The organism is Paenarthrobacter sp. CC6, from assembly GCF_040560085.1.
GTDB lineage: Bacteria > Actinomycetota > Actinomycetes > Actinomycetales > Micrococcaceae > Arthrobacter > Arthrobacter nicotinovorans.
Map to the genome: position 1 here is coordinate 1 of NZ_JARDAN010000030.1, position 14,610 is coordinate 14,610.

Annotated in this window: 15 protein-coding genes; 9 read left to right on the plus strand and 6 right to left on the minus strand. The window is 63.1% G+C overall.

Translation table 11 applies throughout. From position 1 onward, the window contains the following. The first annotated feature begins 201 nt into the window (after nucleotides 1-201). Nucleotides 202-1,863 carry a RecQ family ATP-dependent DNA helicase gene (locus PV760_RS20235; protein WP_354628550.1) on the plus strand — a complete coding sequence of 554 codons (1,662 nt, stop codon included), beginning with the start codon at nucleotides 202-204 and terminating at the stop codon, nucleotides 1,861-1,863. On the opposite strand, the gene PV760_RS20240 is transcribed toward PV760_RS20235, so the two are convergent. Genes PV760_RS20240 through PV760_RS20250 form a run of 3 tightly spaced genes read right to left on the minus strand, consistent with a single transcriptional unit; the run spans nucleotide 1,860 to nucleotide 4,071 of the window. Then, nucleotides 1,860-2,366, minus strand: a complete 507-nt coding sequence (locus PV760_RS20240; RefSeq protein WP_354628551.1) for a hypothetical protein — start codon at nucleotides 2,364-2,366, stop codon at nucleotides 1,860-1,862. The genes PV760_RS20235 and PV760_RS20240 overlap by 4 nt on opposite strands. A 21-nt stretch (nucleotides 2,367-2,387) precedes the next feature. Further along, the gene (locus tag PV760_RS20245; protein WP_502921451.1) at nucleotides 2,388-3,308 is read right to left on the minus strand and encodes an NAD(P)H-hydrate dehydratase; all 921 of its coding nucleotides are present in this window, start codon (nucleotides 3,306-3,308) and stop codon (nucleotides 2,388-2,390) included. After that, nucleotides 3,286-4,071 carry a histidine phosphatase family protein gene (locus tag PV760_RS20250; RefSeq protein WP_018780164.1) on the minus strand — a complete coding sequence of 262 codons (786 nt, stop codon included), beginning with the start codon at nucleotides 4,069-4,071 and terminating at the stop codon, nucleotides 3,286-3,288. The genes PV760_RS20245 and PV760_RS20250 overlap by 23 nt, the downstream gene beginning before the upstream one ends. A 125-nt stretch (nucleotides 4,072-4,196) precedes the next feature. Here PV760_RS20250 and PV760_RS20255 point away from each other — a divergent pair, with 125 nt between their 5' ends. After that, a complete protein-coding gene (locus tag PV760_RS20255) occupies nucleotides 4,197-5,492 on the plus strand; it encodes an NAD(P)/FAD-dependent oxidoreductase (RefSeq protein WP_354628553.1) in 1,296 nt (431 codons plus the stop codon). On the opposite strand, the gene PV760_RS20260 is transcribed toward PV760_RS20255, so the two are convergent. After that, nucleotides 5,478-5,762 carry a DUF3040 domain-containing protein gene (locus PV760_RS20260; RefSeq protein WP_079582795.1) on the minus strand — a complete coding sequence of 95 codons (285 nt, stop codon included), beginning with the start codon at nucleotides 5,760-5,762 and terminating at the stop codon, nucleotides 5,478-5,480. The genes PV760_RS20255 and PV760_RS20260 overlap by 15 nt on opposite strands. A 139-nt stretch (nucleotides 5,763-5,901) precedes the next feature. Here PV760_RS20260 and PV760_RS20265 point away from each other — a divergent pair, with 139 nt between their 5' ends. Further along, nucleotides 5,902-6,363, plus strand: a complete 462-nt coding sequence (locus PV760_RS20265) for a GatB/YqeY domain-containing protein (RefSeq protein ID WP_064723694.1) — start codon at nucleotides 5,902-5,904, stop codon at nucleotides 6,361-6,363. 11 nt (nucleotides 6,364-6,374) lie between these two features. Here the strand turns inward: PV760_RS20265 and PV760_RS20270 are convergent, their stop codons facing one another. Beyond that, nucleotides 6,375-7,106 carry a DUF72 domain-containing protein gene (locus PV760_RS20270; protein ID WP_110505672.1) on the minus strand — a complete coding sequence of 244 codons (732 nt, stop codon included), beginning with the start codon at nucleotides 7,104-7,106 and terminating at the stop codon, nucleotides 6,375-6,377. Nucleotides 7,107-7,367: 261 nt separating this feature from the next. Next, nucleotides 7,368-7,826: a MarR family winged helix-turn-helix transcriptional regulator gene (locus tag PV760_RS20275; RefSeq protein WP_018780159.1), complete on the minus strand. Its 459-nt coding sequence runs from the start codon at nucleotides 7,824-7,826 to the stop codon at nucleotides 7,368-7,370. 139 nt (nucleotides 7,827-7,965) lie between these two features. Between PV760_RS20275 and PV760_RS20280 the strand changes: the two genes are divergently transcribed. From PV760_RS20280 to menE, 6 genes are read left to right on the plus strand one after another with little or no spacing between them, the layout of a single operon-like run. Then, nucleotides 7,966-8,919: an SDR family NAD(P)-dependent oxidoreductase gene (locus PV760_RS20280; RefSeq protein WP_354628554.1), complete on the plus strand. Its 954-nt coding sequence runs from the start codon at nucleotides 7,966-7,968 to the stop codon at nucleotides 8,917-8,919. A 2-nt stretch (nucleotides 8,920-8,921) separates the two neighbouring features. Further along, the gene (locus tag PV760_RS20285; RefSeq protein ID WP_354628555.1) at nucleotides 8,922-9,812 is read left to right on the plus strand and encodes an amidohydrolase family protein; all 891 of its coding nucleotides are present in this window, start codon (nucleotides 8,922-8,924) and stop codon (nucleotides 9,810-9,812) included. Between the two features lies 1 nt (nucleotide 9,813). Next, nucleotides 9,814-11,034: an acyl-CoA dehydrogenase family protein gene (locus tag PV760_RS20290; protein WP_354628556.1), complete on the plus strand. Its 1,221-nt coding sequence runs from the start codon at nucleotides 9,814-9,816 to the stop codon at nucleotides 11,032-11,034. A 37-nt stretch (nucleotides 11,035-11,071) separates the two neighbouring features. Further along, nucleotides 11,072-11,527, plus strand: coding sequence for a MaoC family dehydratase (locus tag PV760_RS20295; protein ID WP_039239911.1), 456 nt, complete (start codon nucleotides 11,072-11,074; stop codon nucleotides 11,525-11,527). A gap of 44 nt (nucleotides 11,528-11,571) precedes the next feature. After that, a complete protein-coding gene (locus tag PV760_RS20300; RefSeq protein ID WP_079582809.1) occupies nucleotides 11,572-12,897 on the plus strand; it encodes an MFS transporter in 1,326 nt (441 codons plus the stop codon). Between the two features lie 11 nt (nucleotides 12,898-12,908). Continuing rightward, complete coding sequence (gene menE, locus PV760_RS20305) at nucleotides 12,909-14,459, plus strand: o-succinylbenzoate--CoA ligase (RefSeq protein ID WP_354628557.1); 1,551 nt, start codon at nucleotides 12,909-12,911, stop codon at nucleotides 14,457-14,459. Nucleotides 14,460-14,610 lie beyond the last annotated feature (151 nt).

Here is a 14,610-nt window from a genome sequence, read left to right on the forward strand (position 1 = left end):
TACTTTGCCGGGCCTGGATCAAGAACCGATCCTGCAAACCCACAACACTTCCTCAGGAAACCCTCAAGAAAACCGCAGCACCCCAAGGCGCTTATCCACAACCCAGACTTCGTAAACGGCGCTGAGCCGTGCCTCGCGCTAGGCTGGTCATCTCGGCTGATGCAAGTGGCCGCAGGAACCACCAAGCGGAGCCATCTTTCCATGTCAGTTGACCTTGCCCTGACTGCCCTTGCGGCGTCCTCCTTTTCCCTTCCTGAGTTGCGCGATGGCCAACTCGCCGGCATGAGCGCCCTTGCTGAGGGCCGTGATGTTTTGGCAGTCATGCCGACCGGATACGGAAAATCTGCCACCTACCAGGTAGCGGCACTTCACCTTCACCAACAAACCAAGCGCCCCGCCGTCGTGGTTTCTCCCCTCATTGCCCTGCAGGAGGACCAACTGGAGGGCCTGGCCGGGGACCTGGGTGAGGGTTCCGCCGTCGCCATAAATTCGTCCCGCAGTGACTCTGAAGTGGAGGCCGCCTGGCAAGCGGCCGAATCCGGCCAGGCTGTCTTCCTTTTTCTCGCGCCGGAGCAATTGGCCAGGCAGGAGACAGTGGACCGGATCGCCACGTTGGACATCTCCATGTTCGTGGTGGACGAGGCCCATTGCGTCTCCGCGTGGGGCCATGACTTCCGCCCCGACTACCTGGAGCTGGGCAACGTCCGCGAACGGTTGGGCAATCCGCCGGTGATAGCGCTGACGGCAACAGCATCCCCGCCGGTCCGCGATGAAATCGTCCAACGGCTTGGCATGCGCGATCCTTTGGTCCTGGTCCGGGGGTTCGATAGGCCCAACATCAGCCTGGACGTCATACGCCACCAGGAGGACAAGGCCAAGCGCAAAGCCGTGGTGGAACAGGTAGTGGAGCTGTCCGCGTCGCAGGGGATGGGGCTTCTGTACGCGGCTACGCGAAAAGATACCGAAAAGTATGCTGCCAAACTGACCGAACGGGGCCTGCGTGCTGAGGCCTATCACGCGGGCAGGACGGACGCGGACCGCGAAAGCATTCACGAGCGCTTCCTGGACGACCAACTTGATGTGGTGGTCGCTACTACTGCTTTTGGCATGGGCATCGACAAGCCCAACGTCAGGTTCGTCGTGCACGCGGACATCCCCGAGTCACTGGACTCGTACTATCAGGAAATCGGCCGGGCGGGCCGCGATGGCAAAGCTGCTGCGGCCATCCTGCATTACCGGGCCGAGGACCTGGGCTTGCGCAAATTCTTCGGTACCCATTCGCCGGACCCTGGTGCCCTCAAAACGATCCTGAAGGTGATCAGGAACGCCGGTGGGCCGGCTCCGAAGAGCGCCCTGGTGGAACTGACGGGATTCCCCGCCCGGCGGGTTACCGGGCTGGTCAACCAGTTGGAGGAGGCCGGCGCGGTGAAAACCGGCAAGCGCGGCACCCGGCTCATTTCCAGGGCAAAACCGGCTACGCTGGTCAACCGCGCTGTGGATCTGGCCGAGTCACGGCAAAGGGTTGACCAGTCCCGGCTGACCATGATGCGGGCTTACGCTGAGACGGATGCCTGCCGCCGCCAGTTCCTGTTGGGCTACTTCGGGGAGGAGCTGCCGGAGCCCTGCGGCAACTGCGATTCCTGCGCTGAGGTCCAACAAGACGCCCCGGGTTCCGGCAACCCCGCGGCCCCGGGCGGCGAGGAACAGTTCCCCCTGCAGTCCACCGTGGTCCATAAGGAGTGGGGGCCTGGTCTGGTGATGCGGCACGAGGACGACGTCATTACTGTCCTGTTCGAACAGGAGGGTTACAAGACCCTGTCCCGTACCGCCGTCGTGGAGCATGAGCTGCTGAAACCGGCCTAGGCGGTGGCGGGAGCCGCGCCGGATCGGCCATTGGTGACCACCACGATCAACCCGGCAAGCAAGGCTGCCGCACTGACCGTGTACAGCACTCCGCCCCACGGGGCGTAATCGCCACCGGAAATGAAGAACGCATCAGCCAAAGCCATTCCGGCGTGGAAAGACACCAACGAATAGGATGGGGCGCCGAGCCCAAGGATCAGGAGGTCGAGGAGGACAACGGTCCTCAGCCGCCCGAGAGAGCCGGCCGCTGAAAGCAGCACCACAACGGCCCCCATCGCTGTTCCCAGAAAGGCCCATGTCACAACCGTGGGCGCTGAGATTGACTCGTTAGCCCGCGCCAGCCCTTCATGAATTTCGTCCAGGCTGGCACCGGGCACAGCTGCGAGGGGATTCCATACAAGAATCTGGAACGCTCCCACAACTGCGAATGCAGCTATTGCAGCCAGCCCGAACAAACTGGCAATGACACGCGGTGTTCGATTACTTCCCCCGATTGTCCCCATGCTGGCAGCCTAGTGGAGGACTCAGGTGTTCAGTTCCACCATCAGGGCCGGCAGTTCGTCGGCGAGCTCCCGGGCCAGGAATCCGAGGGGACCCAGTTTGCTGGCCAGGCGGTCCGCAGCGGCTGCATGCAGATGGGTACCCCAGCAGGCGGCCTGGGCGTCGCTGGTTCCGCGGGCCCTGAGACCGGCAATCGCACCCGCCAGGACGTCCCCGCTGCCCGAGGTTCCCAACCCTCCGTAGCCTGTGGTGATCTTCCAGAGTCCGGACCCTTGATCCGACATCCCCTGCGGGCCGGCGATGAATCCCTGGCAGCTCACCACGGCATCGAACCGTTGGGCAATGTCCATCACTGCAGCTTCCAGGTCATCGACATCCTTCCCCAACAGGACCCCGGCCTCTGTGGGATTGGGGGTAAGGATCAGGCGCCCACGCCATGGTCCCAGCAGCGACTCAACCTTCCCAAGTGCCCCCAGGGCATAGGCGTCAAGAACGACGGCGGGACCGCCCGCAGCGTCAGCGGGACCGTTGGATTCCTCCCGCTCCAAGAGCGCCCGCAGCATGGTCCCGGCCAGATCCATATCATCCAGCCCCGGCCCAATCAGCAGGACGTCGGCCCGCTCCAGGTCGGATCCGATTCGCTCCAGCCCTTCTCCGGTCAATGACCCGTCGGCTGTTTCGGGAAGACCGGGTGAACCGCACTCCGGCAGGGTTACGCCCACCTGCACCGCCGCGGATTCGGCCACGGCCAAGGTTATTTTGCCCGCCCCGGCACGCAGCGCCGCCGTCCCGGCGAGTATGGCCGCCCCGGGGGTCGCGCGTGCCCCGCCGATGACCAGGACTGCCCCGCGCGAATACTTGTCCTCGCCAGGGGCCGGCAGTGGCCAGTCCCGCAGAAGGGACGGAGTCACCAAAGTGGGTTCACTGGGGGTGGACACTGGCATCTCCGGCGTGTTCGGTGACTGTGACACCCTGCTCTGTGAGGTGGTCGGCGACGTTGAAGCTCTCCAATTCCCAGGGCCCCGAGCCGGTGGGACGCACATAGCGCGTGATCGAGGCATTCAACACCGACGTCGTCGCAGCGAGGTCCAGGATCTCCTCTTCGGACATGCCTTCCAGGACGTAGCGGACCAAAAGGATGACGGCATCGTGGCAGACCAGCATCACCCGCTGGCCCGAGCCCAAGGTGTTGAGTTCGTCCAGCACCGAGCGCAGCCGGAGGGCAACATCGGCCCAGGACTCACCGCCGGGCGGACGGTAGTACAGCTTGCCCAGCCACAGACGCCGCTCGGCCTCATCCGGGTAGCGGTTTTCCACGCCCCGGCTTGTCAGCCTGTCCAGGATGCCCAATTCCCTGTCCCGGAGGCGTTCGTCGGTGAGCACCTTCACTGGCCATCCGGCAGTCTGGACGGCGATTTCCGCCGTCTGCCTGGCACGGGCGTAGGGGGAGGAGACAACAGCGTCCGGCCTCATGTCTTCGGCGATGCGGGCCAGCGCGGTCCCAAGCGCTTTGGCTTGGTCCTGTCCGGTGCCCGAGAGGTTCACGTCGGGGTCCCGGGCCGGGACCGCAATGACCTCCGCCCCTGCCAGCCGCGCCTCGGTGGCCGCCAGGTTCCCTTCGCTCTCACCATGCCGGACCAGCAGTAATTCCACGGCACCGGCCTCCTGCACGGCGTCCGTCAGACCGTCCTCGTTCACAAAAGCCACCCCTCCGCGTGCGTTGCCGAATGCAGAACACTACCCACTGCGTACCCACCGGTCCAGAGAATAAACACGCGACGACGGATCGGGAACCTCTGTTGCCCGGACCCCCGGTGAAGTATGTTGCTCGCATGAAGGACACATACCAGGTCATTGTGGTCGGTGGCGGATTTGCAGGCGTTGCAGCAGCCAGGGAACTCGGCCGCAAGGGTGTACAGGTCTTGCTCATCGACTCGAACAACTACCACCAGTTCCAGCCCCTCCTCTACCAGCTTGCTACGTCCCAAATCGGGGTGTCGGCCATTGCCCGGCCACTCCGTTCGGTGTTTCGCCGCCTCAAAACGGTCAAGGTCCTCACTGCCAAAGTGGAATCCGTGGACGCATCGCAACGCACAGTGACGACGTCCGACGGGCAGACCCTGCGGGCGGACATCCTGGTCCTTGCCGTGGGGGCCGTCCCGAACTTTTTCAACACTCCGGGCGCGGAGGAATTGGCCTTCCCCCTGTACTCCGTCACAGACGCAACAAGACTTGGCGGCGGGCTCACCCGGTTGCTGGACCAGGCTGACGGGAATCCCGACAGCTTCGTGGATGTGGTGGTGGTCGGCGGCGGTCCCACAGGTGTAGAGACAGCCGGAGCGATGGCTGAAAACGTCAAATACGTGGTGCGGAAGTACTTCTCGCCCGAGCTGGCTGCCCGCTGCCGGGTACACCTGGTGGACATGGTTCCCAGCGTGTTGAACATGTTCTCCCAGAAGTCCCAAAAGTACGCGACCGAACACCTGCAGAAAGTCGGTGTCCAGCTTCACATGGGTGTGGGTGTCACTGAGGTCCGGCCTGATGGTGTCACCTTGGCGGACGGGCGCTCCGTCCCGGGGCAGATCGTCGTTTGGGCCGGCGGCCTGAAAGCGGGCGGCATTATCGCCGGATCGGGGCTGGCCCAGGGGAGGGGTGGACGTGTCGATGTCCACCCGGACCTGACAGCGCCGGACGTGGATGGCGTTTACGTCATTGGGGATGCTGCCAACATCACGGACTCAACGGGAGCCAAATTGCCGCAGCTGGGCTCGGTAGCCCAGCAGGCGGGTAAATGGGCGGCCAAGAACATCCTTGCCGACCTTGGCGGCGGCAGCCGAACGCCTTTCCGGTACGTCGACAAGGGCTACATGGCGATGGTGGGACGCGGTGCGGCAGTGGCGGAACTTGGTCGCAAGCGCATTCAGCTTCAGGGCCTCTTTGCGTTTTTATCCTGGCTGCTGGTGCACTTAGCCCTGTTGTCAGGGCTCCAGCAAAAGATCCGGGCACTGTTTTCCTGGCTCAACGGCTATCTCCTGCACAGTCCCGCCCAAGTGGTGGTCAGCGGTCCCTTGGACAAGGAACCTCCCGGGCAGGGGCCGCCGGTGCCGGCACCGTCAAAGGAATCTTGAGGGGGCCTGTTTCTTGTAGTTGCGGTGGGACAACACCGCGTGAACCCCAAGAAGTGTGCCGGCCACGCCAAACAGGGGTACGTGCAGAGGTATCGCCATCAGGACCAGCAGTACTCCCAAAGCGGCGGCCATGACGTCACGGAGGCGCGGGTGGATGGGGCCGCGCACGGGGACACCGGATTCCAGTTGCCGGGCGAGGTGGGGATCCTGGATGAAGAGCTCCCGCTCGAGCTGCTGCAGAACCCGGCGCTCGCGTTCTGAAAGCGGCATAGTGGTCCTCCTCGGCGCTATGTTTTCCAAATTAGCTAAGCATGCTGATTATTAAGATCGCAAGCATCAATTTGCCGGCAATGAGCGCCCGTGGGGATCTGCTGGGAAGATAGCAGGAGGAATCCGAACAAGGAGCAGCATGACACTCAAAGAACGCTTGAAGGCAGACGTCGTCGACCACATGAAGGCCGGCAACAAAGTTGCCCTGACCACGGTTCGCAATGTCCTGGGTGAAATCACCACCCGTGAAAAGTCAGGCAAGACGCCAGTGGAGCTCGACGACGCCCAGGTCACCTCGCTGCTGCAGAAGGAAGCCGCCAAGCGCCGGGACACGGCGAAGATCTACACCGAGGCGGGGGAAGCTGACCGCGCAGCGGCCGAAGTTGCCGAGGCGGAGATCATCGAGGCCTACCTTCCCAAAGCGCTCACCCGCGAAGAGGTTGAGGCCATCGTGGCCGAGGCCATTGATGCCTTGAAAGCCGAAGGCCAGGAACTCTCAATGCGTTCCATCGGTGCCGTCATGAAGCCTGTTACCGCGAAGGTCGCAGGACGTTTCGATGGCAAGACCGTCAGCGAGATCGTGCGCGCCCGCTTGGCCTGACCGCCACCGGGTCAGTTGACCCCAAGCAGCCACCGCAGAGTGTCAGCGTTGCGCACGGCGTTACCACCGCCGTCGTTGTTGAAGTAGACATACACGTCCTTGCCGGCGCCGCTCCACTCGCGGATCCTGTCCGCCCACCACCTCAAATCGTCGTCCGAATAGGAGCCGCCGTAGAGGTGCTGGTGGTCCGGGCCGTGCATGCGGATGTAGACGAACGGAGCCGTGGCCCGGAGGATGCAGGGCAGATTGGCGCCGCTCATGATGCAGTAGGCGGTCTGGTGGCGTTCCAGCAGCGCGTACACGTCCGGATGGTCCCAGCTGTCGTGCCGGAACTCGACGGCGACGCGGATCCAGTGCGGCAGGGCGGCCAGGAAGTAGTCGACCCGGGCATCATCACGGGCAAAATCAGGTGGCAACTGCGCCAACAGAACCGCCCTTTTGTCGCCGAGCTCGTGCCAGCAGCGCACGATTCTTTCCACCCATACCTCGGGGCTGTAGAGCTTCTTGGCATGGGTAAGGCCACGCGGCGCTTTGACCGACATCGCGAAGCCTTCCGGCAGGCGGTTCCGCCAACCCGCGAAGGTAGTGTTCCGGGGCCAGCGGTAGAAACTCGCGTTGAGTTCCACGGTGGTGAACCGCGCAGTGTAGTGGGCCAGCCGCTTGGAGGCGGGCAGTCCCGGGGGATAGAGCACGCTTTCCCAGTGATCGTAGCTCCAGCCCGATGTGCCGATGTGGATGCCCATGGGGAGGATGTACCCCTGTGGGTGGTTTCTTAACGCACGGTTCCGTTGCCAGCGGTCCTCGCCATCAGCGCGCGGAGGTCATCGGCAACATTAGCTACTTCCCGCTGGCGTGCTCTGCGGGGCTGCTCGTCAGAACTTCGGGAAGCGTCAGCAAATGTACCTGGCAGTCCTCTCACGGAGTGGGTGCCCCGCGCAATCGGAAGGGCTGGATCGATGGCGTAGGAGTCCGGCCGGCCGAGGAAGCCGACATCGTAATTGCTCCTAGCCCCACAGCGCCTTTTTCAGCAGTGCCCGCAGCTGCGTGTTCTCGTCCTCGCTGAGCGCTGCCAGCTGCGTCTGCTCGCACACCTCAAGCGCAGCCCGGGCCTTGTTGTGTATCCGGCGGCCCTCCGCGGTGGAAACGATGATCTTGGCCCGCCGGTCCTGCTTGCCTTGCGCCCGCTTGACCAGGCCGCGGTGTTCAAGGTCGTCAACCAGACTGACCACTTGGCTGGGGTCCAGGCTGAGGAAATCGGCGAGCTCGCGCTGCGTAGGTTCCAGGCCGCTGCAGGCAAGTGTCAGCACGGAGAAGGACCGCTCACGAAGCCCGTAATCCGCCAGTGCCTTGTTGTTCAGAAGGGAGCCTGTCGCGTGCAGTTTGGCCAGCAACAGGCCCACATCGTTGCCGATTTTGGCCTCGGCCAGGCGCGGGGTTTCCACTTCGGTGCTTTGCGGGCCCATGACAACTCCAATAGTAATGAAAAACAATCGTTGACTTTTTCAATGATCCGTATTCTCATTGATCATGACAAGGATCTCACGACGCAGTGGGATCGGCCCCACCGGCTCCGGCCGGTTACTGCATGCGAAGGAGCACGCCATGAGCTTGAACGGCAAGGTTGCAATCGTTACCGGGAGTGGACAGGGTCTTGGTCTCGCTTACGCGAGGGAGCTCGCCCGCCAGGGTGCCGCCGTCGTCATTAATGACGTGAACGCTGAGACCGCAGCGCAAGCAGTCGCGCAGATCGAGGCCGACGGCGGCCGGGCCACCGCCGTCGTCGTTCCGGTGGGCACCACGGATGCCGCCAAGGCATTGGTCGCGGGTGCCGTGGAGACGTTCGGTCGCTTGGACATCCTGGTCACGAACGCAGGAATCCTCCGCGATAAGAGCCTGTTGAAGATGACCGACGAGGACTTCGACCTTGTCATCAACGTCCACTTGAAGGGCACGTTCACCTGCGTCCGTGAGGCCTTCGCGTACTTCAAGGAAAACAACGTCGCGGGCCGGATCATCACTATCGGTTCGCCTACGGGCCAGCGTGGCAACTTCGGGCAGACCAATTACGCGGCTGCGAAGGCCGGGATTGTGGGCATGGTCCGGACGTGGGCGCTGGAGATGAAGAAGGCCGGCGTGACGGTGAACTCCGTGATCCCCGTGGCTGCCACTGCCATGACCAAGACGGTCCCGTATTTTCAGAAAGCCGTCGAAGCTGACGAACGCGGCGAGGCCATGCCGTCGTTCTTCCGTCATGACCTGGGTTTCGGAACTGCCGACGACGTCGCCGGGCTCATCGCCTTCCTCGCCTCGGATGAGGCGGCCGGCATTACCGGCCAGGCGATCGGTGCCGGCGGTGACCGGCTGCAGGTCTGGACGCACCCGACGGCGGCAACCACCGAATACCGCGACGGCGGCTGGAGCTACGAAGCACTGGTGGAGAACGCCGGATCACTCTTCGGCCCGGATGCGTTGCAGAGCTACGGTGAGGAATTCCTGCCCTTGCCGGAAGAACTGCAGCCTGAACCGGCCAAGTCCGAAGCGGTACAGGCCCGCTGATCATGGCTGACCGTTACGAGCTCGGCATCGACGCTGCCAAGCTGGATGCGATCGACATGCACGTCCACCTCGAAGTGGACAGCTGCGGCCACGGTTCGCTCCCGGATGCGCTGACGGAAGCCTCGGCTAAGTACTTCAAGGCCGAGGACAGGACCCCGTCCCTGGACAGGATCGCCGAGGTGTACCGCGAACTGAACATGGCCGCCGTCGTCTTTACCGTCGACGCCAGGACGCAACTAAAGCACGAACCCAACAGCATCCCGGAACTGATCGCCGGAGCCGGGCGGAACAACGATGTTCTGATTCCGTTCGGCAGCGTGGACCCGCGGACGGGGGAGGACGCGATCGCCGGAGCCAAGCACCAGGCCGTTGAGCTCGGTGCCCGGGGATTCAAATTCCATCCTTCACTCCAGGGCTTCGACCCATCCAACGAGCAGTTCTACCCGCTCTGGGAAACACTGCAGGAACTGGGTCTGCCGTGCATCTTCCACACCGGCCAGAACGGCATGGGTGCCGGGCTTCCCGGGGGATACGGCATCAAGCTGGCGTACTCGAACCCGCTCCTGCTCGACGCCGTGGCGGCCGATTTCCCGGGCCTGCAGATCATCATGGCCCATCCCTCGGTGCCGTGGCAGGACGAGGCAAATTCGATCGCCACACACAAAGCCAACGTGTTCATCGACCTCTCCGGGTGGTCGCCGAAGTACTTCCCGGAATCGCTGGTGAAGGCCTCGAATTCGGTGTTGCAGGACAAGGTCCTGTTCGGGACGGATTTCCCGCTGATCACTCCGCAGAAGTGGCTGGGCGCATTTGCCGACCTGCCCTTGAAGGACGAAGTCCGCCCGAAGATCCTGAAGGACAACGCCGTCCGGCTGCTCGGGTTGGGTAGCTGAAATGGTCACAAGCACGACGACGGAAGCCCGCCTGGGTGCCCGGCTCTACGGCGATGCTGACTGGTACGACGCTGAAGCTCTCCTCACCACGGACGAACGCACAGTGCTGGCCCGCCTGAGGGAGTTCCTGGACACCGAGGCGAAGCCTCTGTTGGCCGAGTACTGGGAGCGAGCGGAATTTCCGGAGCAGTTGGCGCAGCCGCTGATCGACCTTGATCTGATGGAGCCGTTCGAACATCCGGCGCGGGGAATCTTCCACGGTTTCCGGATTTTCGAGCTCGCCCGAACCGATGCGTCCCTGGCCACCTGGTACACGGCACAGGCCGGCCTGTTCCGGACGGCAATCCGGGTAGGGGCCTCCGAGGAACAACAGAAGGAGTGGATGCCCGGCGTTGTGGACTTCACCCTCAAAGGTGTTTTCTCGTTGACCGAACCGGAACACGGTTCGGACATCGCGGGAGGGCTTTCCACCACCGCACGCTTTGAACGTGGCACAGGAACAGGCGCCGACGGCGGCTGGGTTTTGGACGGCGCCAAGCGCTGGATCGGGGGAGCCTCCACGGCGGATGTGCTGTGCGTGTTCGCCCGGGATGTGGCCGACGGACAGGTCAAGGGGTTCCTCGTGGACCGGACCGCTCCCGGGGTCGGCTTGGAGAAGATCGACGGCAAGACGTCCCTGCGGATGATGCAGAACGCCCACATCACCCTGAAGGGCGTCCGGGTGCCGGAAGCCATGCGCCTGCACAGCGTAAATTCCTTCAAGGACGTGGCCGCGATGCTGCGGGCGATGCGATCCGATGTCGCGTGGATCGCCACCGGTATCCAGGCCGGTGCCTTCGAAGCCGCCCTTGCCTACGTCAGGGAACGCCGGCAGTTCGGCCGCTCCTTGGGGTCCTTCCAACTCGTGCAGGAAAAGCTGGCGCGAATGCTCGGAAATAGCACCGCCTCGCTCTCGTTGGTGACCCGCCTGACCGAACAACAGGCCAAAGGCATCTACCGGGACCAGGACTCCGCCCTGGCCAAGATGCAGACGTCCCTGATGATGCGCGAAACCGTCGCCCTGGCCCGCGAAGTCGTGGGCGGCAACGGCATCACACTCGCCGCCGACGTCGCCCGTTTCCATGCCGACGCGGAAGCTGTCTATTCGTACGAAGGCACCCACGAAATCAATGCACTGATCGTCGGACGCGCCCTGACGGGCGAGAGTGCTTTCACCCACTGAACAACGCACAGAAAAACACAACAACCAGGAGGCAACGATGCCCAATCTCGTCGTCGATTTCGACACCCTGCTCACCATGTCCGGCAAGGACCTGGGCACCACCGACTACCGGGAGATCACCCAACAGCAGATCAACCTGTTCGCCGATGCCACGGACGATCAGCAGTGGATCCACGTTGATCCCGAACGCGCCAAGGATGGTCCTTTCGGTGCACCGATCGCCCACGGCTTCCTCACCCTGTCCCTGATCATCCCGTTCTGGGGCGAACTGTTCGACGTCGACGGCGTCACCACCAAGGTCAATTACGGCCTGGACAAAGTCCGTTTCACGTCACCGGTGAAGGTGGGCTCCAAAGTCCGTATGCAGGGCAGCATCGCCGAGGTGACCGAGGTCAAGGGCGGCGCCCAGATCAAGGTCAACGCCACCATCGAAATCGAAGGCCAGGAACGGCCCGCCGTCGTGGCCGAATTCCTCGCACGCTTCTACAAATAAACACTCCCTTTCCAGCAACTTCCCTCCTCTTCCAAGGAACAGCCATGTCAGGACACACTGCGCTCGCACAGTCGAGCACGGCCGCAAAGCGTAAAGAAGCGCGTACGGTCATCCTTTCCAGCTATCTGGGCAGCACCATCGAGTTCTACGACTTCCTGCTGTACGCGACGGCGGCAGCGGTTGCCTTCCCCAAGGTATTCTTCGCCGGAACGGACGAGTGGGTGGGCGTCGTAGCTGCCTATGCAACGTTCGCCGCCGGTTACGTTGCCCGGCCCTTGGGCGGCATCATTTTCGGCCACTTCGGCGACAGGATCGGCCGGAAGGGAATGTTGATCGTTTCCATGGCCATGATGGGCGTCGCGTCCACACTGATCGGCTTGATCCCGGGATCCAGCGTGATCGGTCCTTGGGGTGCCGTGCTGCTGGTGCTCCTGCGCGTCTGCCAGGGCATCGCCGTCGGGGGTGAATGGGGTGGCGCCGCGCTGATGGCGCTGGAACATTCCGATCCCAAGCGGCGCGGTTTCGCTGCCTCGTTCGTGAACGCCGGTGCGCCGACAGGCGCCGTACTCGGCACGGTTGTGATGGGCATTTTCTCCGCCCTGCCGCAGGACGCCTTTCTGGCATGGGGCTGGCGCGTGCCGTTCCTGCTCTCCTTCGTGCTGCTGATCGTGGGCATGTTCGTCAGGCTCCGGGTCTCCGAGAGTCCGATCTTCGCCGAGGCCGTAGCCAAGGAAAGCGCCCAAGGCAGCAAGCGGAAGATCCCGCTGCTGGAGGTCCTGAAGCGCCCCAAAGCACTCATCATGATCATGTTTGCCGGTGCTGCTGGCTTTGGTCTTCAGGTAGTGCTTCCTACGTTCTCCGTCACCTACGCAGTGTCAAAGGGCGCACCGCAGCAGGGCGTGCTTTATGCCTTCGCGGGAGCTTCGGCAATTTCCATCCTGTTCGTCCTCCTGGGCGGCCGCTTGTCGGACCGCTTCGGTCGACGTCCCGTGATGGTCGCCGGTTTGGCCCTGTTCATCCTTTACCTGTTCCCCATGTTCGGGATGCTCAGCTCAGGCAACATCGCCCTGATTTTCCTGGCATTCACGGTGGCGCTGGTCCTGCACTCGTCCCTCTACGGACCCCTTGCAGCGTTCGTATCGGAACAGTTCGGCACCACCAACCGCTACACCGGTGCTGCGGTCGGCTATCAGCTGGCTACCTTGATCGGCGCGGGCTTCACCCCCGGAATCGTCGCCGGACTCTATAAGGACGCAGGCCAGAGTATCGTCCCCGTGGTGGTCTTCCTGTCCATCATGTCCTTGGTGTCGATTGTCTTCATCCTGCTGACGCGGGAGTCTAAGAACAACGACCTCTCTACGGTCAGTTAGGAGAAACCACCATGGACAACAACGGAGTTGGATCCTGGCTGCACCGCCGCCGCAGCAAGTCCGGAAACGCAACAGCACTTGTTTCCGGTGACCGGAAGCTCAGCTACCTCGAACTGGCTGACCGGGCAGATCACCTGGCCAATGCCCTCAAGGACAGGGGAGTAGCCAAGGGAGACCGCGTTGCCTACCTCGGGGAAAACCACCCCTCCTTCGTGGAAACCTTCTTTGCCTGCGGGTTGGTGGGCGCCATCTTCGTGCCTCTCAATACGCGCCTGGCCGCTCCCGAGCTTCAGTTCCAGCTGCAGGACTCGGGAGCCCGGATCCTCATCAACGCCGCGGCTCTGGAGCCTGTTGCGACGGCCGCCGTGGCTGACACTGCGGTCATCAACCGGTTTGTGGTGGCTCCCGACGGCGGACCTGAAGGGTCCGCGGTCAAGCTGCCGACCGGCGTCGAACCTTATGAGGAGGTGATTGGCGCCTCGGACGGCACAGCGATGGATGTTGCGGTGTCCCTGGACGACGCCGCCATGATCCTCTACACCTCCGGCACAACAGGGAAGCCGAAGGGTGCGCTGCTCACGCACGGCAACATCACCTGGAACTGCATCAATACCGTGGTGGACATGGACCTGAGCCGCAACGACATAGCGCTCATGATTTCGCCTCTCTTCCATGTCGCATCCCTGGATATGGGTCTGCTGCCGATGCTGCTCAAGGGCGCCACGGTGGTCCTCGAATCCAAGTTCGACGCCGGTCGCGTCCTGGAACTGGTGGGCCGGCACAGGGTCACCACCCTGAACGGCGTCCCCACCACCTTCCAGATGCTCTGCGACCATCCGGAATGGTCGACGGCGGACCTCAGCTCCCTGGACAAACTCACCTGCGGCGGGTCCGCCGTTCCGCAGCGGGTACTGGACGCCTATGAGGAACGTGGCATCGGATTCACCGCCTGCTACGGCATGACCGAAACCGCGCCAGGAGCCACCATGCTCCCGGTCTCCGCTTCCAAGGTGAAGGCCGGATCAGCGGGTTTGCCGCACTTCTTCACGGATGTGCGGATCGTTGACCCGTTCGGGAGCGTCGTGGGCGCGGGCGAAGTGGGGGAGATCCAGATCTCCGGGCCCAACGTCATCAAGGAATACTGGAACCGGCCGGAGGCAACTGCCGACAGCTACGCGGACTCCTCCTGGTTCCGCTCGGGGGACATGGGACACCAGGACGAGGAAGGCTTCTTATTCGTCTCCGACAGACTCAAGGACATGATCATTTCCGGCGGCGAGAACATCTACCCGGCCGAAGTGGAAGCAGCCATTGCGGAATTGCCCGCCGTGGGAAGCGTGGCCGTCATTGGAGTGGCCGACGGGAAATGGGGCGAAGTCCCGAGGGCGATCGTGACTTTGCGGGAGGGTGCTGCCCTGACCGAAGAGCAGCTGCGCTCGCATCTGGACGGACGATTGGCACGCTACAAGATCCCCAAGTCCGTGGTGTTCGTGGAAGAGATGCCGCGCACGGCCAGCGGCAAGATCAGGAAGACCGACCTCCGCAAGCACTTCGCACAGTAGCCCTACCGACGCTTGCTCACGTTCCGCGTGTTTGGGTGGGACCCTTCCTCACGTTCCGGGTGCTGAATGCGGCTTTCGGGCGACATATTCCGTTACTGGGCTAAATCCCGGTTAATTTTGTCCATCGAACTGCCTAAACAGCGTTCGGGGC